Genomic DNA, 21,559 nt, shown 5'->3' with positions numbered 1-21,559 from the left:
TTATGTTGTTTTTATTAGCTAAAATCAAAAAAGATTCCAGAGTGTTGGGAACCCTAAAGGGTTTCCCAACACTCTGGTAGCTCTTTAGAGCTATTTTTTTATTTTTATCCCGAAAAATAATCAGTGGGAAAGAACAAAACCGCCACTGATTAAAATTTCACTTTATATGAAGAAATAAATCATAAAATGATTAGCACTTCTGTGCATAATGGATTACAATAGAAGTGTGAAGAAAATGAGAAATTCTACGAAAATGTATTAAAAAGAAAGCGTAAACATGTTATGATATCAGTATCAGATGTCTGACATCTGACTTAGAAAAAACTAGAAATGTTTTTGCGTCGTTTCAAGGTAAACGAAATAGGTTAGAGAATGATTTAAAGAAGTACTGTTTGATAATGAGAACGAAAGATAATTCTTATGGAGAACAGTTTCACTTTATAGCGTTTTGAACATACTACAAGAAGTAGAACTGAACTTATAGGAGGTCGCAGTTATGAATAAATATAAACGTATATTCCTAGTCGTTATGGACTCTGTTGGAATCGGTGAAGCACCAGATGCTGAACAATTTGGTGATTTAGGATCTGATACAATTGGTCACATTGCTGAACATATGAATGGGTTACAAATGCCTAACATGGTGAAATTAGGTCTTGGTAACATTCGTGAAATGAAAGGCATCTCTAAAGTAGAAAAACCACTTGGATATTATACAAAAATGCAAGAAAAATCTACTGGTAAAGATACAATGACAGGCCACTGGGAAATCATGGGTCTTTACATTGATACACCATTCCAAGTGTTCCCAGAAGGATTCCCAAAAGAATTACTTGATGAATTAGAAGAAAAAACAGGCCGTAAAATCATCGGTAATAAACCAGCTTCTGGAACTGAAATTCTTGATGAACTTGGTCAAGAACAAATGGAAACAGGCTCTTTAATTGTTTACACTTCTGCTGATAGCGTACTACAAATCGCAGCACACGAAGAAGTAGTGCCGCTTGATGAGTTATATAAAATTTGTAAAATTGCACGTGAATTAACGTTAGATGAGAAGTACATGGTAGGCCGTGTTATTGCTCGTCCATTCGTTGGTGAGCCTGGAAACTTTACACGTACACCGAACCGTCATGACTATGCATTAAAACCATTCGGCCGTACAGTAATGAATGAATTAAAAGATAGTGATTATGATGTGATTGCTATCGGTAAAATCTCTGACATCTATGATGGTGAAGGGGTAACTGAATCACTTCGTACGAAGTCTAACATGGATGGAATGGATAAGCTTGTAGATACATTAAATATGGACTTTACAGGTCTTAGCTTCTTAAACTTAGTTGACTTTGATGCATTATTCGGTCACCGTCGTGATCCACAAGGATACGGAGAAGCTCTGCAAGAATATGATGCACGTCTTCCAGAAGTATTCGAAAAACTAAAAGAAGATGATCTATTATTAATTACAGCAGACCACGGTAATGACCCAGTGCATCATGGTACTGATCATACACGTGAATATGTACCGTTATTAGCATATAGCCCAAGCATGAAAGAAGGCGGAAAAGAGTTACCACTTCGTCAAACATTTGCTGATATTGGTGCAACTGTAGCAGAAAACTTCGGTGTGAAAATGCCAGAATACGGAACAAGCTTCTTAAACGAGCTAAAGAAATAGGGGGATAAACAAATGAATCGTGAACTTATTACAAAATCAGCTTCATATTTAAAAGAGAAATTTCAAGAGACACCACAAGTAGGACTAATCCTTGGATCTGGACTAGGTGTATTAGCAGATGAAATCGAGAATGCAGTAACAGTACCTTACAGTGAAATCCCTGAATTCCCAGTTTCCACTGTAGAAGGCCATGCAGGTCAACTAGTATTCGGTACACTTCAAGGTGTAACGGTAGTAGCAATGCAAGGACGTTTCCACTTCTATGAAGGATACGATATGCAAAAAGTAACATTCCCAGTTCGTGTTATGAAAGAACTAGGGGTAGAAACAGTTGTTGTAACAAATGCAGCTGGTGGTGTAAATACATCATTCGAACCAGGCGATCTTATGTTAATTTCAGATCACATTAACTTCATGGGTACAAATCCATTAATCGGACCAAATGATTCTGAAATGGGTGTACGTTTCCCTGATATGTCTACATCATATACAGTAGAGCTTCGCGAAATGGCGAAACAAGTTGCAGCAGACTTAAATATTAAAGTACAAGAAGGGGTATACGTTGGAATGACAGGTCCTGTATATGAAACACCTGCTGAAATTCGTATGCTTCGTACACTTGGTGGAGATGCAGTTGGTATGTCAACAGTACCTGAAGTAATTGTAGCGCGTCACGCTGGTATGAAAGTACTTGGTATTTCTTGTATTTCAAATATGGCAGCTGGTATTTTAGATCAGCCACTTCACCACGATGAAGTAATCGAAACGACAGAACGTGTTAAAGCTAACTTCTTAGCATTAGTAAAAGCAATCGTAAAACAAATGAAGGGGTGACCTCACAATGAGAATGGTGGACCTAATTGCAAAAAAACGTGACGGACATGCATTAACGACAGAAGAAATTAACTTTATTGTTGAAGGATATACAAATGGTGATATTCCTGATTATCAAGTAAGTTCACTTGCAATGGCAATTTTCTTCCAAGATATGAACGATCAAGAACGTGCAGATTTAACGATGGCAATGGTAAATAGCGGTGATACAATCGACTTATCAGCTATTGAAGGAGTAAAAGTAGATAAGCACTCGACAGGTGGCGTTGGTGATACAACAACACTTGTATTAGGTCCATTAGTAGCCGCTTTAGGTGTACCGGTTGCAAAAATGTCTGGACGTGGTCTAGGACATACTGGTGGTACAATTGATAAATTAGAAGCAGTTCCAGGATTCCATGTTGAAATCGAAAATGATGAATTCATGCGTCTTGTAAATGAAAATAAAATCGCAGTTATTGGTCAAAGTGGAAACTTAACACCTGCGGATAAAAAATTGTATGCACTTCGTGATGTAACGGCAACAGTAAACTCAATTCCGCTTATTGCAAGCTCAATTATGAGTAAAAAAATTGCTGCTGGTGCAGATGCAATTGTTCTTGATGTAAAAACTGGAGCAGGTGCATTTATGAAAACAGATGAAGATGCAAAACGTTTAGCAGAAGCAATGGTGCGCATTGGTAATAACGTTGGTCGTAATACGATGGCTGTTATTTCTGATATGAGTCAACCACTTGGTGAGGCGATTGGTAACGCACTTGAAGTACAAGAAGCAATTGATACATTACAAGGTAAAGGACCGAAAGATTTAGAAGAGTTATGTTTAACGCTTGGAAGTCAAATGGTATACCTTGCTGGACAAGCTTCATCTCTAGAAGATGCACGTGAGAAATTAATTGAAGTAATGAACAACGGTAAGGCACTAGAATCATTTAAAACGTTCTTATCAGCGCAAGGCGGCGATGCATCTGTTGTTGATGATCCTTCTAAATTACCACAAGCACAATTTAAAATTGAAGTGGAAGCGAAGGAAGACGGTTATGTATCAGAAATCGTTGCAGATGAAATCGGAACAGCAGCAATGCTTTTAGGAGCAGGACGTGCGACGAAGGAATCTGAAATTGATTTAGCAGTTGGCTTAATGCTTCGTAAAAAAGTAGGGGACAGCGTGAAAAAAGGTGAATCACTTGTTACCATTTACGCAAACCGTGAAAATGTAGAAGACGTAAAAGCAAAAATTTATGAGAACATGAAGATCTCTAAAGAGCATGTAGATGCACCAACATTAGTGCACGGCATCGTTACTGAATAATAAAGAAGGGCCAGGGAGTATTTCTCCTTGGCTTTTTTTACTATTTTTTGTTTATAATAATAATGGGTGAAAATATGATTAGAATTTGTGCAATAACAAAAACAGATGAAGTATTATATGATGTTTCGCTAGAGGAAACAAAGAAAGACCATATTGTATGGTATTGGCTAGATTTATATAAGCCAACGAAAGAAGAGTATACATACATTTTGCAAGATCATTTTAAGTTCCATCCCCTTGCAATTGAAGACTGCATAGAATATGTACAAAGGCCAAAAGTTGATTTTTATGATGGATATAACTTTTTAGTTCTTCATGCATTTGGTGAGGATGGATTAGAACCGCACGAGATTGATTTATTTATTAGTGATCGTTATATTGTTTCTTTCCACTTTTCTCATAACAATGCAATTGAAAGAGTATGGAAAACGCTTGGAGAAAAGAAGCGTATTAAAAATAGTCCCCTGCACGTAGCACATACAATTATCGATCAAATTGTAGATGACTATTTTGCGCCTGTATATTACATTGAGGATCATTTAAATGCAATTGATGATAATTTAACGGGTGAAACGGCAGGAAGTGTACTAGAAGAAGTATTTGATATACGTGCAGATTTATCGAAGTTAAGACGTACAATTATTCCGATGCGTGATTTATTGTATCGTATTTTAAATTCGACTCGTTTTTACGGTATAAGTGATCATGAAATTTATTTTAAAGATATACATGATCATTTGCTTAAATTGACCGAAATGATTGAAGCAAGCCGGGAGTTAACAGCAGATATTCGAGATAGCTATTTTTCATTAAACTCGCATCATATGAATAACATTATGAAAACATTAACTGTATTCTCGACTATTTTCATGCCATTAACATTTATTGCGGGAGTATATGGAATGAACTTTACGCATATGCCAGAGCTCGGTGGACAATATAGTTATTTTATTTGTTTACTTATTATGGCACTAATTGGCGGCGGCATGATGGCTTGGTTTTATAAAAAAGGATGGTTTAAGTAAAAAACACCGAGGGAAAATTCCTCGGTGTTTTTACTTAACCAATAGCATGTAATACGAACATGGCTAAGAATAAGCATGTAATGATATACATAGACGGTGCGACTTCTTTACGCTTTCCAAGAGCAACTTTTAAGATAGGATAAGCAATAAATCCGAACGCAATGCCATCAGCGATACTATATGTGAGCGGGATCATGACGATAATTAAGAACGCTGGGAATCCTTCTGAAAAATCGTTCAGAGGAATTTGTTGAATGCTTGTAATCATCAGGCCGCCAATAATAATTAAGATTGGTGCAATGGCACTATCAGGAATTAGTTTGACAAACGGAAGTGCAAACAGTGATGCAAAGAATAACAACCCTGTAACGATAGACGTCAGACCTGTCTTTCCGCCTGCAGTAATACCTGCGGCACTCTCTACTGTTGATACGGTAGGGCTTGTGCCAAATAGACCACATGTCATTGCTGAAATTGCATTGGCTTGGTAAGCACGTGGGAATTTACGGTCATCTTCTAATAAACCGTGCAGAAGTCCCATGTTCTCAAAAATAAGCACCATGCTTAAGGAGAATGTTGCAATCCAAAATGGTAAGGAAGAAAGTTTGCCAAATGACATAGCCCCAAACACATCGCCGTAACTCGCGAATGAGAATGAACTATTTCCGATTTGACTTGTATCAACAAGGCCAAACAGCCATGCAATACCAGTTCCTATTGCAATCGTCCATAAAAAGTTTCCACGTACGTTACGAATAAATAATACGAGTGCAACGATAAGAGTAAGCACGGTCGCAAGAACGACAGGGCTACTTAATTTACCCATTGCAACAGCAGTATTTGGATTCGAAACGACTAAACCACCTTTTTGCAATCCGATAAATGCTAAAAATAATCCGATGCCGACAGTGATAGCTTCCTTTAGTGACTTTGGAATCGATACTGAAAGCACGCGAGCGATTGGTGTAAACGCAGCAATTGCAAAAATAATACCAGAGATGAAGACAGCTGCTAATGCTTCCTGCCAAGTTAATCCGAGCGTATGCACAGCAGTGTACGTGAAGAATGCATTTACACCCATACCAGGGACAAGAATAGCAGGTGCATTTGCCCAAAATGCCATGAGCAGACATCCGACAAATGAACTGAAAACAGTTGCTAAAATTCCAGCTTCAAGAGGAATGCCAGCATCGGATAAAATGGATGCATTTACAATCATAATATATACGATCGTAAAAAATGACGTAACTCCAGCTAAAACTTCTTGTTTTGGTGATGTTTCGTGTAAACCTAATTTAAATGTTCTTTCAAGTATTCCTTTCATGTTAAACCTTCTTTTTCATATCCCTCTCCCACCCGTGATATCTCTTTCGTAAGAGCTCACCGTCCTTTATTATATCAGAACATCATGTTTTTACAACAAGGAAAATGATAACGTTTACTTATAAATGAAATTATTTATAAATACGTAAAAATCGCCCGTATTGTAGAAATGATTTCTAATTCTCCCGATTGAATGGGAGGAGCTGCTTGTGCATGTAAAGTAGCATAGGACGCGACTTCCCTTGGTAATTGAGCAGATTCTTCAACGAATGAGAGTGGAACAGGATTAATGTTTAAATTGTATGTACTCGCAATAGCACGAGCTTTTTCTACAGCTTGTTGCAGAGCTTGAATGAGAGCTTGCTCATAATATTTATTTGGGTGAGATATTCGAAACCGTAAACCTTTTGCTACGTTTGCTCCATTTGAAACGGCTATATCATATACTTCCCCTGCTTTTTGTACATTTAAAACGGTAATTTCATACAAATGTTCCACCCGATATCCTTGTAGTAATGCTTTATCATTTATATATTCGTATTGAGGCGTAATCGTATATGAAATGGTTTCTATATTTTTTTCGGCGATACCAAGCTGTTTAAGTGCATCCAGCAATTGTTTTGATTGTACTGCATTTTCTTCTTGCGCTTGTTTCACATTTTTACTATCAGTTCGAATGCCAAGTGTTAGTATAACGACATTTGGTTTCGCTTTAACAACACCTTCACCTTGTACAGTAATAGTCGCTTCTTTACCAGTATTAGCTGTGCGTACATTGTGTAAATAAGGATTCATTCCACCTTGCATCTTCCATCACCATCCTTTTTATATGTATATGTGTGAACAAAAAAGAAATTTGTATGAAAAAGTTACATAAATGGGAATGTTAAAGAAAGAAAGCATATACAACGAGGGTATTTATAGATTATAATATGTGTAAATATGATAAAAAAGGGACGAGGCTAGTGAACGAAAAAAGAGAAACACTGATTTTAGAGTTATCCGGATCATTTCGAAAGATGATACGTTTATTACAAAATGATATTAATACACGTTTTGCAGAACATATGCCATATAATGAATTTTCTGTATTACGCGCATTATTTTTAAACAGTCCACAGATGGCTTCGCAAATTGCGAGTGAAGTAAACGTAACCTCCAGTCATATTACAGCTGTTACAGATCGTCTTGTACGAAAAGGATTAGTAGAAAGAAAACGTTCCAATTCAGATCGTCGTATCGTGTACTTAGAAATTACAGAACACGGAAGAGAAGTAACTGAAAAACTAGAAGCTGTACGAAAAGAATATTATAAAGAGAAATTTAAAGGTTGGAGCGACCAAGAAATAGAAATGGTGTTAGAGCTATTTGGCCGCGTATTATAATAAATGAGGATAGGGAGCGACAGCTTTCCTATCCTTTTTCTTTTGAATAAAAACATTTTGAAACTCCGATACTTTAATTAAAAGATCGGAGGAAAGATTATGAAATATATTGCTGCACTTACCATTTTATTTGGTGGTTTTTTCTATTTTCAAACATTCACGTACGCAGATACGCCTATCCAAGTGGTGCGAAAAGAAGTGAAGTACATTGAAAACGATAATACAGTCTTATATTCAAAATTATGGGTTCGTTCTATGCAAAACACAGTATTATTCCACCATAGCGATAATATTCGTAATCAGGACACATTACGTAATGTAACAAGTTCATCGCTTGTTAAAGCGAAGCAACTATCTTTTCAGAAAGCAGCACTCTATATACCGAGACTATCGCAATACGTATCAAAAATAGGAAAAGAAAATATTCAAGTGTACTACATTGCGATTCACTATAATGTGAAAAAAGAAAATGCATATCAATTAGATGGCATGAACTATTTTCTACAAGTATTTGTGAAAGAGCGTGGGGAATGGAAAATTGCTGAAAGTGTAGTTGCACCGACAGAGCAGATTGTGCAAAATGGTGATGGATTTGGGATGAAAGAAGAGATGGTGTATGGGGATAGGAGAGAGAATGTGAAATAGCCTCCTCAATAAGAGGAGGCTATTTTATTTAAAATTCCAAGAGACTTTCCATTTTAATATTTTAGGTAGGAAGAAATACGTAATGAAACTAGTTACTAAAAATCCGATGTAAAAGCTGGACAATGAGTGCGCTCGACTTAGTATTAAACCTCCAACGATCCCACCAAAGAAAATAGCGCATGCCATTACTAACTTTTGTAACTTTGGATATAATAGATAGTTACCATTTCGCTCATTGATTGAACGAGCATATAAATATATACCGAGTGGTAATAAAAGAATAATATGTGCAATAGGTCCAATCAATGTTTTTGCCGGTGGAATTTTTGTAAAGTTTGGTTCGTTATGACGTACTCCATTTTGATCAGTATAAGCGCTCTGTGGATCATAATTAAAGTAAATACGAAAATCTTCTGCTGGGCTAGAGATACGTATGTTTTCCATCACATCATGTATAAGACTGTTGTCTTCATGAAATTCAGTGTTTGAGTGAACAGCAATGACTCCGGAGATAAGTGATGGAAGTAAAGCTGGAAAGATTAATATAGCTGTAGTGAGAAATCCTTGCGATATAATATTCCCTGTCATTGTACCTACACATAAGGTAATTGTATAAATAGCGATTAATACAATTAACATGTATATAAAATAACTATGAAAGGGAGAGAATACTTGATATTTATTATGAAAAGTTAACTTTTTCATAATAGCAAATAGCCCCCAGTTTAAAATGACAACTGCGACGATATTACAGATTCCAAATAACCACTTTGTTATATAAAGGTGCGAACGTTTAAAGGGCATGGACCATAACAAGTCGCTAGCGTTATTTTGTCTTTCCCATCCAATTAACGTACAAGCTAGAACGATAAGTACACTACCTAACAGCAGAACAGGATCTAGAAGTGTTAAATCAAAATGGTAATGATATACATAGTTCCACTTTTTATTGTCATTTAGAAATTGTTGCTCTTGAATAGAAGTCATATAGTATTGATATGACAAAGTATAGAAGCTGACGAGCCAAAATAACCATACAACATATTTACTTTGTTGATACGTTCTTAGCCACAGTGCTTTTTGAAACATAGGATCTCTCCTTTAAAAAACTTTATAATTTGTTAGGCGTGATAATATAACATAAGTAATGATTCCGGTTAGAAACAAACCGATATAGTAACTAGGTAAGAAATTAAAATGGTTTATTTTATAGCCGCCTAGTAATGCAAAGTAAATGGTTGAGCCCCATATCCATATCGGTAAACTCTTTTGGAACATAAATATCTTCTGAGTGTTTTCATTTGGTGATCTTGTATATAAATATGTTCCAAGTAGTAAGTAAACTAATGTATAAAAAATCGGGACTAACATTGATTTGGCTGAATAATATATATGAGATGCTGGATCTCTTAAAGCAGTTGGATTGTTCTCGATTTCACGGGATTCCGGATTATAGTAATAATTGATAGAAAAATGACTAATTGGTGCAGCTGTATTTGTTTTTTGATTGATTTCATAAAGTTGTCGATATAAGTTTTCATTTTTAATATTTGCAGCGTATAAATGGTTAGTTGTAAAAGTGTATAGTAATGTAATAAATGTAACCCCTGCTAGTAACCATGGAATACAAAAAATAATCTGCGAAACGATGCTTCCAGTAAAAGTACCGATACATAAGGCAGCTGTATAGACTGCAACATAAGAAACTATCGCATAAAGAAAGTATCGATGAAACGGACTAAAAGATTGATAATCAAAATGAATAGTGGTTCTATAAATAACATACATAAGAACCCAATTGAAAAGTAATGAGCCCACAATACAAAATGAACCGAAAGCCCATTTAGATAAGAAAACATCTTTTCTTTTAAATGGCATTGTCATAAGTAGTGTATTAGATTGGTAGCTGCGTTCCCATCCTATCAATAAGCAGGCTAAAGCGATAATAAGAACAGTTAACCAAAAACTATTACTTTCTCCTGAAGAAAAAATATAAAAATAATAATACTGTTTCCCTTTTTCTTGTAATTCATAATACGCATCAAGTTGTTGCTGAGCACTTCTATAGTAGCCAAAAGGTAACAAGTAAAGCGAACTAAAGAAGAATAGTAACACAGCATATTTCCCGCGCTTCCAATTCCACATCCACAACGCCTTATGAAACATACCCATCCTCCTCCAGTGTCGTAACGAAGACATCTTCAAGTGACATTGTTAATTCTTCAATGAGTATAGGTTGTTCTTTATAAAACTTTTCCAGTGTTGTAGCCACATTTCCTTCAATTAAGATGGTATATACTTTTCCTGTTTGATTTAATATTTTAATATTGCTCAAGTTTTCTAGTTTTTGAGGTAGTGAACGTTCGTAAGCAACTTGTATTTTAGCAAATCGTGATTTTGCATCGTCTAGTGATGTAATCGACGAGATAGTATGGCCTTTTAATATAATAATTGTATCTGCAATTTGTTCCACTTCATCTAAATGGTGAGTTGAGATGAAAATGGTAATCTCTTTTTCTGCAACTTCTCCAACGAGAAACTGTAAAATCTGTCTTTTTACGATAGGATCAAGTCCATTTGTCGGTTCATCTAAAATAATATATTCTGCCTTTGTAGAAACGGCTAAAATGATAGCAAGCAGTGCTTTCATTCCTTTTGAATAGCTACGAATTCTTTTGTTTGGTAAGTTAAAACGTTCCAACAGTTCATAGAAATATGCTTCATCAAATACGGTATAAACTGCTTTATAAAACTTTACAATTTCTTTTACCGCATAGCCGTTCAGTATGTTAGTAGAATCCGGAACATATACGATTTTTTGCTTTACTTCAGGACACTGATGAATGTTTGTATCTTCATATGTAACAGTCCCTGCATCAGGGTCTAAAATACCGACCATCGTTCGTAATAAAGTTGTTTTCCCCGCACCGTTTCTTCCGAGTAGTCCGGTAATACTTCCTCTTTGTAATGTAAAAGAAACATCATCTAAAATCGTTTGATTATCAATCGTTTTCTTGAGGCTTGTCACTTTCAGCATCCGCATTTCCTCCAATCTCTTTGTAGTATGAATCTATCCAATCATGAATTTTATCTTTCGTAACACCAAGATAAGAGGCTTCTAATAGTAATTGATGAAATTGCTTTTCAACCATAGCGATTTTCCTTTCGTCTAATGTTGGGGTGATCGATTGGGATACAAATGTTCCTTTTCCTCGTAATGTTTCAATAATCCCTTGTCGCTCTAATTCTTGATACGCTTTACTCACTGTATTTGGATTTATAACGAGTAAAGAAGCGAGTTCGCGTACAGAAGGTAGTTTGTCACTTGGAGCTAACATGTTTTTCAATACGAGTTCTTTTATATTTTGAACAATTTGTTCCCATATCGGAGTGTTGCTTCTTGGATCAAGTTGAATGTGCAAGAGCAATGTCTCCTTTCTGGCTTGTATTAAGTGTACTACTATGCGTAATACACTTAATACAATAAAGGTGAGTAATGTATTTGTCAACTGAAAATGTTAGAAAAATATGGTATTAAAAAACGGTGAATTGGAAAAAATAGGTTTGATATAGAATGGAGGGTTAGTCATGAAGCGAGTTTTTGGAATACTTGTTTGTTTCATGTTATTGCTTTCTGGTACTTCAGTTAGTTTCGCACAATCTGAGAAGACGAAGCAGGAGAAAACAGAAGAAACAACGCCGAAGTTAGCGGAACAAGCGTCATCAGCAATTGTAATTGAACAAGATACAGGTAAAGTTTTGTTTGATAAAAATCCAAATGAGAAGTTACCACCTGCTAGTATGACGAAGATTATGACAATGCTATTAATTATGGAACAAGTTGAAAAAGGAAAACTAAAACTGACCGATAAAGTGAGAGCAAGTGAGCATGCAGCTTCAATGGGTGGATCACAAATCTTTTTAGAGCCTGGAGAAGAGATGACCGTAAATGAAATGCTAAAGGGTATTGCAATTGCATCTGGAAATGATGCGTCTGTTGCAGTAGCGGAGCATATCGCTGGTTCAGAAGAAGGTTTTGTAAATATGATGAACAAAAAAGCGAAAGATTTAGGACTGAAAAATACTCATTTTCAAAATCCAACAGGTCTTCCGGCTAAAGACCATTATTCCACAGCAAATGATATGGCTATAATGGCGAAAGAATTGATGAAGTACCCACTTATTCGCAAATACACAGGAAAATACGAAGACTATTTACGTGAAGATACGGATAAGAAGTTTTGGCTCGTTAATACGAATAAGTTAGTGCGTTTTTATCCTGGAGTAGATGGTGTAAAAACGGGCTTTACGACAGAAGCAAAATATTGTTTAACAGCGTCGGCTGAAAAGAATGGGATGCGTGTTATTTCAGTTGTTATGGGAGCACCTACATCAAAAGAACGGAACAATCAAGTAACGAAGCTTCTTGACTACGCATTTGGTCAATATATGACAAAGAAATTGTATACACGAGGCGAAAAAATTAAGACTGTCCAAGTAGGAAAAGGGAAGAAAGAAAAAATAGATTTAGTTGCGTCAGACAATGTATCTCTTCTTATGAAGAAGGGCGAAAATATGGACAAGGTAAAGCAAGAAGTAATTGCTGAAAAGAAAGTGAAAGCGCCGATTAAAAAGGGCGATGCGCTTGGTACACTTGTTATAAAAAAAGATCAAGATGTTTTATTAAAACAAACAATTGTAGCAAAAGAAGATGTTGCTGCAGCGAGCTGGTGGGAGTTATTTAAAAGAAGTTTTGGGATGTTTTCAACATCAAAATAGCGGCAAACATTTTGCCGCTTTTCTATTCGTATGTAAGTAAATAATTGCTGAATGGTTTCACTTTATGGCGAAATAGTTCTTCTTTTGTCAGTAGGAAGGATTCTTATGTTGTATCACGAAAATCTTTATGTATGTAAATGAGTAAAGTTTGAGCATAAGGAGGAAATCGTGTGAGTCTTTCCATGCAATTAGAAGTAAAACGTGACGTCCTATGTGTGAGGCTAGCGGGTGAATTAGATCATCATACTGCTGAAGAGTTGCGAACGAAAGTAACAGATATGATTGAGACACATGGTGTTCATCATATTGTTTTGAGCCTAGAGAACTTATCGTTTATGGATAGTTCTGGTTTAGGTGTTATATTAGGCCGATATAAGCATGTAAAGGGATTAGGTGGAGAGATGGTTGTTTGTGCAATTTCACCGCCTGTTAAACGTTTATTTGAAATGTCGGGCTTATTTAAAATTGTTCGCTTAGAAGAAAGTGAAGCGCATGCGCTCGCGACGTTGGGGGTGGCATAAATGAGAAATGAAATGAACCTTCAATTTTCAGCATTAAGTCAAAATGAATCGTTCGCTCGCGTTACAGTAGCTGCTTTCATTGCACAACTAGATCCTACGATGGAAGAACTTACAGAGATTAAAACAGTTGTGTCAGAAGCGGTTACGAATGCAATTATTCATGGGTACGAAGGAAATGCAGAAGGTGTTGTTTATATTTCTGTAATTTTGGAAGAAGCAATGGTGAAACTCACGATTCGAGATGAAGGGATTGGCATCTTTAATTTAGATGAAGCGAGACAACCCCTTTTTACAACTAAACCTGAATTAGAGCGTTCCGGAATGGGATTTACTATCATGGAAAATTTTATGGATGAAGTAGAAGTTATTTCAAACGAATCTTTCGGGACAACAATCCATTTGACAAAATACTTATCAAATAGTAACGCTCTATGCAATTAAGGAGAATAGCCTATGGACATAGAGGTCAAAAATGAGAAGAAGAAACCTCAGTTAAAGGACCACGAGCTAAAAGCGTTAATTCAAAAAAGTCAAGATGGAGATCAACAAGCAAGAGATACAATTGTTCAAAGTAATATGCGTCTCGTATGGTCGGTTGTGCAACGTTTTCTTAATCGCGGATACGAACCAGACGATTTGTTTCAAATTGGATGTATTGGACTCTTAAAATCGGTAGATAAATTTGATTTATCTTTCGACGTGAAATTTTCAACATATGCAGTTCCCATGATTATTGGCGAAATACAACGATTTTTACGTGATGATGGATCAGTGAAAGTAAGTAGGTCTTTAAAAGAAACAGGAAACAAAATTCGAAAGATGAGAGATGAGCTTTCGAAAGAATTCGGAAGGGCTCCAACGATTAATGAAGTAGCTGAAGCGTTAGAACTAACGCCAGAGGAAGTGGTTCTGGCGCAAGAAGCGAGTCGTGCCCCTTCATCCATACATGAAACGGTGTATGAAAACGACGGAGATCCAATTACTATTTTAGATCAAATTGCAGATCAATCTGAAACGAAATGGTTTGATAAAATTGCTTTAAAAGAAGCAATTAGAGAATTAGATGAGAGAGAGCGTTTAATTGTATATTTACGCTATTATAAAGACCAAACTCAATCAGAAGTAGCAGAGCGAATAGGGATTTCTCAAGTGCAAGTTTCAAGACTTGAAAAGAAAATATTAAAACAGATGAAAGATCGAATAGATGAATAGTTATCTATTCGATCTTTTTTTATGACTTTAATAGGAGGAGATTGTAAACTTTCTTAAAATTAACAGAATTTATTGATAATTTAGTAAATTTAAAATATAATCCAATTATGAACTTGTCACAAAGGGGGAAGGAAATATGGAAACGAGGCAACAATGGGGAACGAGGGCTGGATTCATTTTTGCAGCGGTCGGCTCTGCCGTTGGATTAGGAAACATATGGCGTTTTCCTTATACGGCGTATGAAAATGGAGGAGGCGCATTCTTTTTACCGTACTTATTCGCATTATTAACGACTGGTATTTCATTATTGGCGTTTGAATTTGCTCTTGGGCATCGTCACCGTGGTTCAGCGCCACTTACGTTCTTTCGTATTCATCCGCGTGCTGAATTCATCGGATGGTGGCAAATGTGTGTAACGTTTATCGTTTCAACATATTATGCAGTAATTATTGCTTGGTCTATTTCTTATACGTATTTTGCAATTACTGGCGCATGGGGGAAAGACACGGAATCATTTTTATTTAAAGAGTATTTACATGTTGCAGATAAACCGGGACAGTTTGGAGGGCTCGTACCGGAAGTATTAATTCCACTAGCTCTCGTTTGGATTATTGTGCTTGGTGTTGCTTTTAAAGGAGTTAAAAAAGGAATCGAAGTTGTGAACCGTATTTTCATCCCTTTACTAGTTGTTATGTTCCTTATTATCGTAGTTCGTGCAGTGACGATGGAAGGTGCGATGCAAGGATTAGATGCATTCTTTAAACCAGATTGGAGTCGTATTTTTGACGGAAAAGTATGGCTTGCTGCTTACGGTCAAATCTTCTTTAGCTTATCTTTAGCATTTGGAATTATGATTACGTATTCTAGTTATTTACCGAAAAACTCAGATACAACAAATAACGCTTTTATTACTGGATTTGCAAACTCAGGATTTGAATTATTAGCAGGGATTGGGGTCTTTGCGGCTCTTGGATTTATGGCAAATAATATGGGAGTACCAGTTGATAAAGTGGCAAGTGCTGGTGTAGGGCTTGCGTTCGTAGTATTCCCGCAAATTATTAATGAATTACCGATGTCACCTTTATTTGGCGTATTATTTTTCTTATCATTAACGGTTGCCGGAATTACATCCCTCATCTCGCTTGCGGAAGTATGTTTTGCTGCTGTATCTGAAAAGTTCAGCTTAAGTCGCCAGAAAACAATTGGAATTATGGGGACGCTTCTCGTACTCGTTTCTCTCGTTTTTGCGACACGTGGCGGGCTTATGTTCCTAGATGTTGTGGATTACTTCGCTAATAACTTCGGATTAATTACGATTGCTCTAGCGGAAGTAGTTACGATAGGACTCATTTTACGTCGTTTACCAGTTTATCAAAATCACGCAAACTTCGTATCTGATATTAAGTTAGGGACGTTTTGGAGGGTGAGTTTACTCGTTATTACTCCGCTTATGTTAGGGTACATGTTAATTGATGGTACAATCCAAAATATTAAAAAGAACTATGGAGGTTACTCAACGGAGTTTGTCGTAACATATGGTTGGTCAATTGCAGCAGCGTTCCTTATCATTGCGCTAATCATTAGTTTAAAGAAATGGAATGCACAAATACATTCAGATTCTGCTAAGCTTGAAAAAGAATGGAAAGATCGAGGTGTTTCATAATGAGTGGATCAGCGATTATGATGATGGTTATTGGAATAGTAGTCATTTGGGGAGGGCTCGCATTAAGCATTGCAAATTTATTTAAGAAAAAAGCATAAACTAAAAAACATCTGTACCGAAATGGTACAGATGTTTTTTTATGAAAAAATTGTATTAGAAAAAAATTGAATAACCATACTACAACTACGAGGAAGAGTGAAGAGGTGAATGGAAATTGGAACAAACAATTTATATTAAAATGCGTAATCGATTAAAAGTTTCTCCTACGTATGAAGTAAAGCTGGGAGATGTTGCTCAACTTGCCGGAGATGCTGCAGTAGTTCAGTCGTTACAGGATGAGGTAATTTATAAAATTACAGCGCGTGATAAAACGCATGTTGTAATTGATGTTATGAAAATAATTGAGATTATTAGGCGAAAAACCGCTCATATACAAATTAATTTACTCGGTTCTGGACAAACTCTTGTTGAAATTATATATGAAAAAAAGAAAGTACATCCGATTTTTTTCGGACTTGTATGGTTGTTACTTTTCATTGGAGCAGCCCTTGCCATTATATATTTTCATGAAGATGTAAGCATGCAACAAGTGCACCAACGGTTATATTACATGATTACGGGAGAATTTAAGGCGCAACCACTTTTATTTCAAATTCCTTATTCATTAGGTCTTGGGCTAGGCATGGTTTTATTTTTTAATCATGTATTTCAAAAGCGTATTAATGAAGAGCCGAGTCCGTTAGAAGTGGAGATGTTCCAATACCAGCAATCACTTGACCAATATGTAATTGTTCATGAAAACAAGGATAATATGAAACAACTTACCGATGATTGAGTCTGGATTCGTTATTTTAATTGCTTTAGCAGGAGGAATTGCTGTAGGTAGCGGATATGTTGCGTTTTTAGCTGTACTTGGTATAATCCCTCGTCTAGCTCAATTAACGAGAAGTGGAAAGCACATTCAATATTTTGAGTGGGCAGTTATTGCAGGTACATTAACAGGAGCTTGGTGTAGTTTGAAAAATATTACATTTCAAACATCGCAATATTGGCTTGTTATATTAGGAATATTTTGTGGCACATTCATTGGAATGCTCGCTGCCGCATTAACGGAAGTGTTAAATGTTCTACCTATTTTAGCGAAACGAGTAGGGGTAGAGGGGAAGATTGTTGTTTTACTCGTTGCTCTTGTACTTGGAAAAGTAATAGGCTCGTTGTTTCACTGGATTTATTTCGTAAAGTAGGAGGCAATATATAAATGACAGGGCGAAAACTAAAGGACGATTACGTAAATAAAGTGAAGGAGTACCATCCGAAGCCAAATTATTTTATAAATTGTGTTAAGGCATTTTTTGTAGGTGGATTCATTTGTACAATCGGAGAAGTATTGATGAAATTTTATATACATTATTTTCATTTTAGTGAACAAGAGGCAGGAAATCCAACAGTCGCAACTCTTGTACTATTATCGGCGATTTTAACAGGTTGTGGTGTATATGATAAAATCGGTCAATTTGCTGGAGCAGGTTCGGCCGTACCTGTTACGGGATTTGCGAATTCTATGGCAAGTGCTGCGCTAGAGCATAAGAGTGAAGGAATTGTACTTGGGGTTGCTACAAACATGTTTAAGCTAGCGGGAAGTGTAATCGTTTTTGGTGTTGTCGGGGCGTACATTATTGGGTTAATAAGATATACTTTTAAAATTTTTATGTCTTAAAGGAGGGGCTAGTATGAGGTTGACAGGAAAACAAACGTGGGTATTTCAAAATGATATTTATGTGAATGCAACCGGTACTGCCGTCGGTCCAAAAGAAGCTGAAGGCCCTCTTGGAAAGGAATTTGATATTTCATATGATGATTTACATTGCGGAGAGGAAAACTGGGAGCTTGCGGAACGAAGATTAATGTCAGATTCTATTCAACAAGTCATGCAAAAAGCAAATGTAGAAACATCACAAATTGATTTCTTTTTAGCGGGTGACTTATTAAATCAAACAGTAACAGCAAATTACGTTGCGCGTAAGTGGGGAATTCCCTTTTTAGGCATGTTTAGTGCTTGTGCGACCTCGATGGAGACTTTAGCGGTCGGATCAGCCTTTATAGATGGTGGATTCGCAAATCGTGTTTTAGCGACGGTAAGTAGTCATAATGCAACAGCTGAAAGACAGTTTCGTTATCCAACAGAGTATGGGGGACAAAAACCAGGAACAGCAAATTCCACTGTTACAGGTGCGGGATCCATATTAATTAGTAAAGAAAAAAGTGCCATTAAAATTACGTCGGCTACGATTGGAAAAGTACAAGATTTAGGAATTGCGAACCCTTTAGATATGGGATCGGCGATGGCGCCGGCTGCAGCTCATACAATTCAGCAGCATTTTGAAGATTTGAAGAGAAGTGCCAATGATTATGATGTGATTGTTACCGGTGATTTATCTGCTATTGGGACACCGATCGCGAAACAACTGTTACTGGAAGAAGGTTATGATATTGGGCATATATATAATGATTGCGGATTAATGATTTATGATTCGGGTCAAGAAGAAGTATTTGCAGGTGGTAGTGGTTGTGCTTGTTCAGCTGTTGTCACATATGGTCATTTATTAAGCGAGATGCAAAAAGGGAATTTACAACGAATTTTTGTCGTTGCTACTGGCGCGTTATTAAGCCCGATGATGATGCAGCAGAAAGAAACAATTCCAACAATTGCACATGGTGTCGTATTTGAGAGAGTGAAGGGAGAGTGAATTGTGGATTTTATATATGCATTTCTTGTAGGAGGCGCTATTTGTCTAGTTGGACAAGTATTGTTAGATTTTGCAAAGTTAACACCAGCTCATTTAATGGCTACCTTTGTGGTGATAGGAGCAGTTTTAGATGGATTTGGATTGTACGATAAGCTTATAAAGTTTGCTGGTGCTGGGGCGACAGTTCCTATTACAAGTTTTGGACATTCCCTATTACACGGGGCAATGCATGCGGCAGAAAAACATGGATATATAGGGATTGGTATGGGTATGTTTAGTTTAACATCTGCAGGTATTTCTGCAGCAATATTATTTTCATTTTTTATAGCACTTATATGTAAACCGAAAGGATAAATCAAATGAGACGAAGGGTTGTTTTGGTCACAGATGGAGATGAATATGCAAAGCGAACAATTGAGCTTTTAACGAAGGAATTTGGGGGAAGGTGTATTTCAGCATCACAAAGCAATCCAACCAAATTGACAGGGAAGAAAGTTGTTGAGCTTATTATGCAAACGCCATATGACCCTGTATTTGTCATGTTTGATGACAGTGGATTTATTGGAGAAGGATCTGGTGAAAAAGCTTTAAAATATGTAGCCACGCATAAACAAATTGATGTACTTGGGATTTTAGCGGTAGCGTCTAATACACATCATTGGGAATGGGCACGTGTAGATGTAAGCGTGGATCGAAACGGGAATTTAACGGAATATGGCGTTGATAAGTTTGGACTCCCAGATGGTGAAATTGGCAGAATTAGTGGAGATACAATTTATTGTTTAGATGATTTGAATGTTCCTGTCATTGTTGGAATTGGTGATATTGGTAAGATGTGTGGAAATGATGAATGGGAGAGAGGCTCACCAATTACGAAAAAAGCAATTCAGTTAATTTTGGAAAGGAGTGGGTTTTATGACGAAGCCTAAAAAAATAGATATCCCTATTTCAACTTTCATAAGTGACAATGAAAATTATTTAAAACAAACGGTTGGATTAGGCGTTACATTTGATGTTGGTATTCGTAAATTTCAAATTTTGAATAAAGAAATTGCTGTGTTATTCGTAAATGGACTTTGTGATACGAATTATATTATTCCTATTTTAGAAGAAGCTGTGGATACGAATGAAATAAGGGATGTTGAAGAAGATACAGTAAAGCTTTTAGAGAATCGTTTAATTCATCAGCAAGTAAGTAAAGTGAAAACGATGGATGAAGTAATGGTTCAAGCGTTATCAGGGCTTATTATTATATTTGTGGAAGGCGAAACAGAAGCGTTTGCGATAGATGTTCGTAGCTACCCAGGACGAACACCGACAGAGCCAGATACTGAAAAAGTAGTACGCGGTGCGAGAGATGGATTTGTTGAAAATATCGTTGTAAATACAGCGTTAATTCGTAGAAGAATTCGAGATCCACGTCTTCGAAATGAAATTATTCGAGTAGGGGATCGATCGCAAACGGATATTTGTATTACATATGTACAAGATGTTGCAAATCCAGATTTAGTAAAGATTATAAAACAAGAATTAAATAACATCGATGTCGATGGCATTACGATGGCGGATAAAACAGTGGAAGAATTTGTTGTAAAGCAAAGCTATAACCCATTCCCGCTTATTCGATATACAGAAAGACCGGATGTAGCAGCAAATCATTTATTAGAAGGACATGTTCTAGTACTAGTTGATACATCACCGAGTGCTATGATTACGCCAACAACATATTTTCATCATTTACAGCATGCAGAAGAGTTTAGACAAAATCCAGCTGTCGGAACATTTTTACGTTGGGTACGCTTTTTAGGTGTCTTATTCTCCTTGTTTTTACTACCGTTTTGGTTAGTGTTTGTATTTGATCCAACTCTTTTACCAGAAAATCTTGCTTTTATTGGACCGACTAAGATGACACATTTACCAATTTTATTACAGGTGATAATGGCAGAAGTAGGGCTTGAATTTTTAAGGATGGCAGCCATTCATACTCCAACGCCGTTATCATCTGCAGCAGGATTAATTTCTGCCATATTAATTGGTCAAATAGCAATTGATGTAGGTTTGTTTGTACCAGAAGTTATTTTGTATGTAGCAGTTTCTATGATCGGGGCATATGCAACACCGAGTTATGAATTAGGACTTGGAAATAAGGTTGGAAAATTGTTTGTTATTATTTTGACAGGTCTCTTTCATGAGATGGGATTTGTAATTGGTATGACGATATTGATTTTATTTTTAACGTCTATAAAAAGTTTGCAAACCCCTTATTTATGGCCGTTTTTACCATTTGATTGGGGCGCATTAACAAAAATTCTACTCCGTCCGACGATGTCTAGTTTAAAAGTACGACCAAGTATTGTAAGACCTCAAAATGTAAAAAGACAAAAATAAACGGGATTATACACCCGTTTATTTTTTTAGCAAAAATTTATTGT

25 protein-coding genes are annotated in these 21,559 nt (G+C 36.4%); 19 read left to right on the top strand and 6 right to left on the bottom strand.

Translation table 11 applies throughout. The features are described from left to right. Positions 1–496 precede the first annotated feature (496 nt). From deoB to corA, 4 genes are all read left to right on the top strand, one after another. Positions 497–1,681, top strand: coding sequence for a phosphopentomutase (deoB, locus tag FH036_RS09535; RefSeq protein WP_001046082.1), 1,185 nt, complete (start codon positions 497–499; stop codon positions 1,679–1,681). A gap of 12 nt (positions 1,682–1,693) precedes the next feature. Next, a complete protein-coding gene (locus tag FH036_RS09530; RefSeq protein WP_001078446.1) occupies positions 1,694–2,515 on the top strand; it encodes a purine-nucleoside phosphorylase in 822 nt (273 codons plus the stop codon). A gap of 7 nt (positions 2,516–2,522) precedes the next feature. Continuing rightward, entirely contained in the window at positions 2,523–3,827 is a 1,305-nt protein-coding gene (locus FH036_RS09525) for a pyrimidine-nucleoside phosphorylase (protein ID WP_001243079.1), read from the top strand. A 62-nt stretch (positions 3,828–3,889) separates the two neighbouring features. After that, a complete protein-coding gene (gene corA / locus FH036_RS09520) occupies positions 3,890–4,852 on the top strand; it encodes a magnesium/cobalt transporter CorA (RefSeq protein WP_001998197.1) in 963 nt (320 codons plus the stop codon). A 34-nt stretch (positions 4,853–4,886) separates the two neighbouring features. On the opposite strand, the gene FH036_RS09515 is transcribed toward corA, so the two are convergent. After that, complete coding sequence (locus FH036_RS09515) at positions 4,887–6,176, bottom strand: NCS2 family permease (RefSeq protein ID WP_000676254.1); 1,290 nt, start codon at positions 6,174–6,176, stop codon at positions 4,887–4,889. A 134-nt stretch (positions 6,177–6,310) separates the two neighbouring features. Then, positions 6,311–6,982, bottom strand: coding sequence for an SIMPL domain-containing protein (locus FH036_RS09510; protein ID WP_001161458.1), 672 nt, complete (start codon positions 6,980–6,982; stop codon positions 6,311–6,313). Positions 6,983–7,140: 158 nt separating this feature from the next. On the opposite strand from FH036_RS09510, the gene FH036_RS09505 reads away from it, so the two are divergent. After that, positions 7,141–7,560 carry a MarR family winged helix-turn-helix transcriptional regulator gene (locus tag FH036_RS09505; protein ID WP_001003314.1) on the top strand — a complete coding sequence of 140 codons (420 nt, stop codon included), beginning with the start codon at positions 7,141–7,143 and terminating at the stop codon, positions 7,558–7,560. Positions 7,561–7,659: 99 nt separating this feature from the next. Then, the gene (locus FH036_RS09500; protein WP_000873780.1) at positions 7,660–8,205 is read left to right on the top strand and encodes a hypothetical protein; all 546 of its coding nucleotides are present in this window, start codon (positions 7,660–7,662) and stop codon (positions 8,203–8,205) included. A 24-nt stretch (positions 8,206–8,229) separates the two neighbouring features. Here the strand turns inward: FH036_RS09500 and FH036_RS09495 are convergent, their stop codons facing one another. From FH036_RS09495 to FH036_RS09480, 4 genes are read right to left on the bottom strand one after another with little or no spacing between them, the layout of a single operon-like run. Further along, positions 8,230–9,294, bottom strand: a complete 1,065-nt coding sequence (locus FH036_RS09495; RefSeq protein ID WP_000486549.1) for an ABC transporter permease — start codon at positions 9,292–9,294, stop codon at positions 8,230–8,232. A 12-nt stretch (positions 9,295–9,306) separates the two neighbouring features. After that, complete coding sequence (locus FH036_RS09490; protein ID WP_044793856.1) at positions 9,307–10,371, bottom strand: ABC transporter permease subunit; 1,065 nt, start codon at positions 10,369–10,371, stop codon at positions 9,307–9,309. Beyond that, positions 10,361–11,242 carry an ABC transporter ATP-binding protein gene (locus tag FH036_RS09485; RefSeq protein ID WP_138321166.1) on the bottom strand — a complete coding sequence of 294 codons (882 nt, stop codon included), beginning with the start codon at positions 11,240–11,242 and terminating at the stop codon, positions 10,361–10,363. Before FH036_RS09485 ends, FH036_RS09490 begins: the two co-directional genes overlap by 11 nt. Next, the gene (locus tag FH036_RS09480; protein ID WP_138321168.1) at positions 11,208–11,627 is read right to left on the bottom strand and encodes a GntR family transcriptional regulator; all 420 of its coding nucleotides are present in this window, start codon (positions 11,625–11,627) and stop codon (positions 11,208–11,210) included. The genes FH036_RS09485 and FH036_RS09480 overlap by 35 nt, the downstream gene beginning before the upstream one ends. Positions 11,628–11,793: 166 nt before the next feature. Here FH036_RS09480 and dacF point away from each other — a divergent pair, with 166 nt between their 5' ends. The 13 genes from dacF to spoVAF all read left to right on the top strand — a co-directional run bounded on the left by dacF (position 11,794) and on the right by spoVAF (position 21,515). Further along, positions 11,794–12,984, top strand: coding sequence for a serine-type D-Ala-D-Ala carboxypeptidase DacF (gene dacF / locus FH036_RS09470; RefSeq protein ID WP_139895627.1), 1,191 nt, complete (start codon positions 11,794–11,796; stop codon positions 12,982–12,984). A 170-nt stretch (positions 12,985–13,154) separates the two neighbouring features. After that, on the top strand, positions 13,155–13,505 hold the full coding sequence (spoIIAA, locus tag FH036_RS09465; protein ID WP_000059133.1) for an anti-sigma F factor antagonist: 351 nt from the start codon (positions 13,155–13,157) through the stop codon (positions 13,503–13,505). Then, positions 13,506–13,946 carry an anti-sigma F factor gene (spoIIAB, locus tag FH036_RS09460; RefSeq protein ID WP_001243400.1) on the top strand — a complete coding sequence of 147 codons (441 nt, stop codon included), beginning with the start codon at positions 13,506–13,508 and terminating at the stop codon, positions 13,944–13,946. Positions 13,947–13,958: 12 nt separating this feature from the next. Beyond that, the gene (sigF, locus tag FH036_RS09455; RefSeq protein ID WP_000350729.1) at positions 13,959–14,717 is read left to right on the top strand and encodes an RNA polymerase sporulation sigma factor SigF; all 759 of its coding nucleotides are present in this window, start codon (positions 13,959–13,961) and stop codon (positions 14,715–14,717) included. 136 nt (positions 14,718–14,853) lie between these two features. Continuing rightward, positions 14,854–16,380, top strand: a complete 1,527-nt coding sequence (locus FH036_RS09450) for a sodium-dependent transporter (RefSeq protein WP_000450065.1) — start codon at positions 14,854–14,856, stop codon at positions 16,378–16,380. Further along, a complete protein-coding gene (locus FH036_RS09445; protein WP_000016826.1) occupies positions 16,380–16,478 on the top strand; it encodes a methionine/alanine import family NSS transporter small subunit in 99 nt (32 codons plus the stop codon). The genes FH036_RS09450 and FH036_RS09445 overlap by 1 nt, the downstream gene beginning before the upstream one ends. A gap of 116 nt (positions 16,479–16,594) precedes the next feature. Further along, on the top strand, positions 16,595–17,215 hold the full coding sequence (gene spoVAA / locus FH036_RS09440; protein ID WP_000438355.1) for a stage V sporulation protein SpoVAA: 621 nt from the start codon (positions 16,595–16,597) through the stop codon (positions 17,213–17,215). Continuing rightward, positions 17,208–17,624, top strand: coding sequence for a stage V sporulation protein SpoVAB (gene spoVAB, locus FH036_RS09435; RefSeq protein WP_000572932.1), 417 nt, complete (start codon positions 17,208–17,210; stop codon positions 17,622–17,624). The genes spoVAA and spoVAB overlap by 8 nt, the downstream gene beginning before the upstream one ends. A 14-nt stretch (positions 17,625–17,638) precedes the next feature. Then, a complete protein-coding gene (gene spoVAC, locus FH036_RS09430) occupies positions 17,639–18,097 on the top strand; it encodes a stage V sporulation protein AC (protein WP_000147735.1) in 459 nt (152 codons plus the stop codon). Between the two features lie 13 nt (positions 18,098–18,110). After that, complete coding sequence (spoVAD, locus tag FH036_RS09425) at positions 18,111–19,127, top strand: stage V sporulation protein AD (protein WP_001241152.1); 1,017 nt, start codon at positions 18,111–18,113, stop codon at positions 19,125–19,127. A gap of 3 nt (positions 19,128–19,130) precedes the next feature. Continuing rightward, positions 19,131–19,481, top strand: a complete 351-nt coding sequence (gene spoVAE, locus FH036_RS09420) for a stage V sporulation protein AE (RefSeq protein WP_000345905.1) — start codon at positions 19,131–19,133, stop codon at positions 19,479–19,481. Positions 19,482–19,486: 5 nt separating this feature from the next. Then, on the top strand, positions 19,487–20,056 hold the full coding sequence (gene spoVAEA / locus FH036_RS09415) for a stage V sporulation protein SpoVABEA (RefSeq protein WP_001254414.1): 570 nt from the start codon (positions 19,487–19,489) through the stop codon (positions 20,054–20,056). Continuing rightward, on the top strand, positions 20,043–21,515 hold the full coding sequence (gene spoVAF, locus FH036_RS09410; protein ID WP_000165587.1) for a spore germination protein SpoVAF: 1,473 nt from the start codon (positions 20,043–20,045) through the stop codon (positions 21,513–21,515). The genes spoVAEA and spoVAF overlap by 14 nt, the downstream gene beginning before the upstream one ends. Positions 21,516–21,559 lie beyond the last annotated feature (44 nt).

Origin of the sequence: Bacillus sp. CD3-5, from assembly GCF_006349665.1 — a bacterium.
GTDB classification, from domain to species: Bacteria; Bacillota; Bacilli; order Bacillales; family Bacillaceae_G; genus Bacillus_A; species Bacillus_A paranthracis.
The sequence above is the reverse complement of the archived record's forward strand: the minus strand, read 5'-3'. Positions and strand labels throughout refer to the sequence as shown.

Excerpts from the sequence above, each read along its gene's own strand:
- deoB (WP_001046082.1), top strand. The coding sequence starts at position 497 with ATGAATAAATATAAACGTATATTCCTAGTCGTTATGGACTCTGTTGGA.
- FH036_RS09530 (WP_001078446.1), top strand. The coding sequence starts at position 1,694 with ATGAATCGTGAACTTATTACAAAATCAGCTTCATATTTAAAAGAGAAA.
- FH036_RS09525 (WP_001243079.1), top strand. The coding sequence starts at position 2,523 with ATGAGAATGGTGGACCTAATTGCAAAAAAACGTGACGGACATGCATTA.
- corA (WP_001998197.1), top strand. The coding sequence starts at position 3,890 with ATGGGTGAAAATATGATTAGAATTTGTGCAATAACAAAAACAGATGAA.
- FH036_RS09515 (WP_000676254.1), bottom strand. The coding sequence starts at position 6,176 with ATGAAAGGAATACTTGAAAGAACATTTAAATTAGGTTTACACGAAACA.
- FH036_RS09510 (WP_001161458.1), bottom strand. The coding sequence starts at position 6,982 with ATGCAAGGTGGAATGAATCCTTATTTACACAATGTACGCACAGCTAAT.
- FH036_RS09500 (WP_000873780.1), top strand. The coding sequence starts at position 7,660 with ATGAAATATATTGCTGCACTTACCATTTTATTTGGTGGTTTTTTCTAT.
- FH036_RS09495 (WP_000486549.1), bottom strand. The coding sequence starts at position 9,294 with ATGTTTCAAAAAGCACTGTGGCTAAGAACGTATCAACAAAGTAAATAT.
- FH036_RS09490 (WP_044793856.1), bottom strand. The coding sequence starts at position 10,371 with ATGTTTCATAAGGCGTTGTGGATGTGGAATTGGAAGCGCGGGAAATAT.
- FH036_RS09485 (WP_138321166.1), bottom strand. The coding sequence starts at position 11,242 with ATGCTGAAAGTGACAAGCCTCAAGAAAACGATTGATAATCAAACGATT.
- dacF (WP_139895627.1), top strand. The coding sequence starts at position 11,794 with ATGAAGCGAGTTTTTGGAATACTTGTTTGTTTCATGTTATTGCTTTCT.
- spoIIAB (WP_001243400.1), top strand. The coding sequence starts at position 13,506 with ATGAGAAATGAAATGAACCTTCAATTTTCAGCATTAAGTCAAAATGAA.
- sigF (WP_000350729.1), top strand. The coding sequence starts at position 13,959 with ATGGACATAGAGGTCAAAAATGAGAAGAAGAAACCTCAGTTAAAGGAC.
- FH036_RS09450 (WP_000450065.1), top strand. The coding sequence starts at position 14,854 with ATGGAAACGAGGCAACAATGGGGAACGAGGGCTGGATTCATTTTTGCA.
- FH036_RS09445 (WP_000016826.1), top strand. The coding sequence starts at position 16,380 with ATGAGTGGATCAGCGATTATGATGATGGTTATTGGAATAGTAGTCATT.
- spoVAB (WP_000572932.1), top strand. The coding sequence starts at position 17,208 with ATGATTGAGTCTGGATTCGTTATTTTAATTGCTTTAGCAGGAGGAATT.
- spoVAC (WP_000147735.1), top strand. The coding sequence starts at position 17,639 with ATGACAGGGCGAAAACTAAAGGACGATTACGTAAATAAAGTGAAGGAG.
- spoVAD (WP_001241152.1), top strand. The coding sequence starts at position 18,111 with ATGAGGTTGACAGGAAAACAAACGTGGGTATTTCAAAATGATATTTAT.
- spoVAEA (WP_001254414.1), top strand. The coding sequence starts at position 19,487 with ATGAGACGAAGGGTTGTTTTGGTCACAGATGGAGATGAATATGCAAAG.
- spoVAF (WP_000165587.1), top strand. The coding sequence starts at position 20,043 with ATGACGAAGCCTAAAAAAATAGATATCCCTATTTCAACTTTCATAAGT.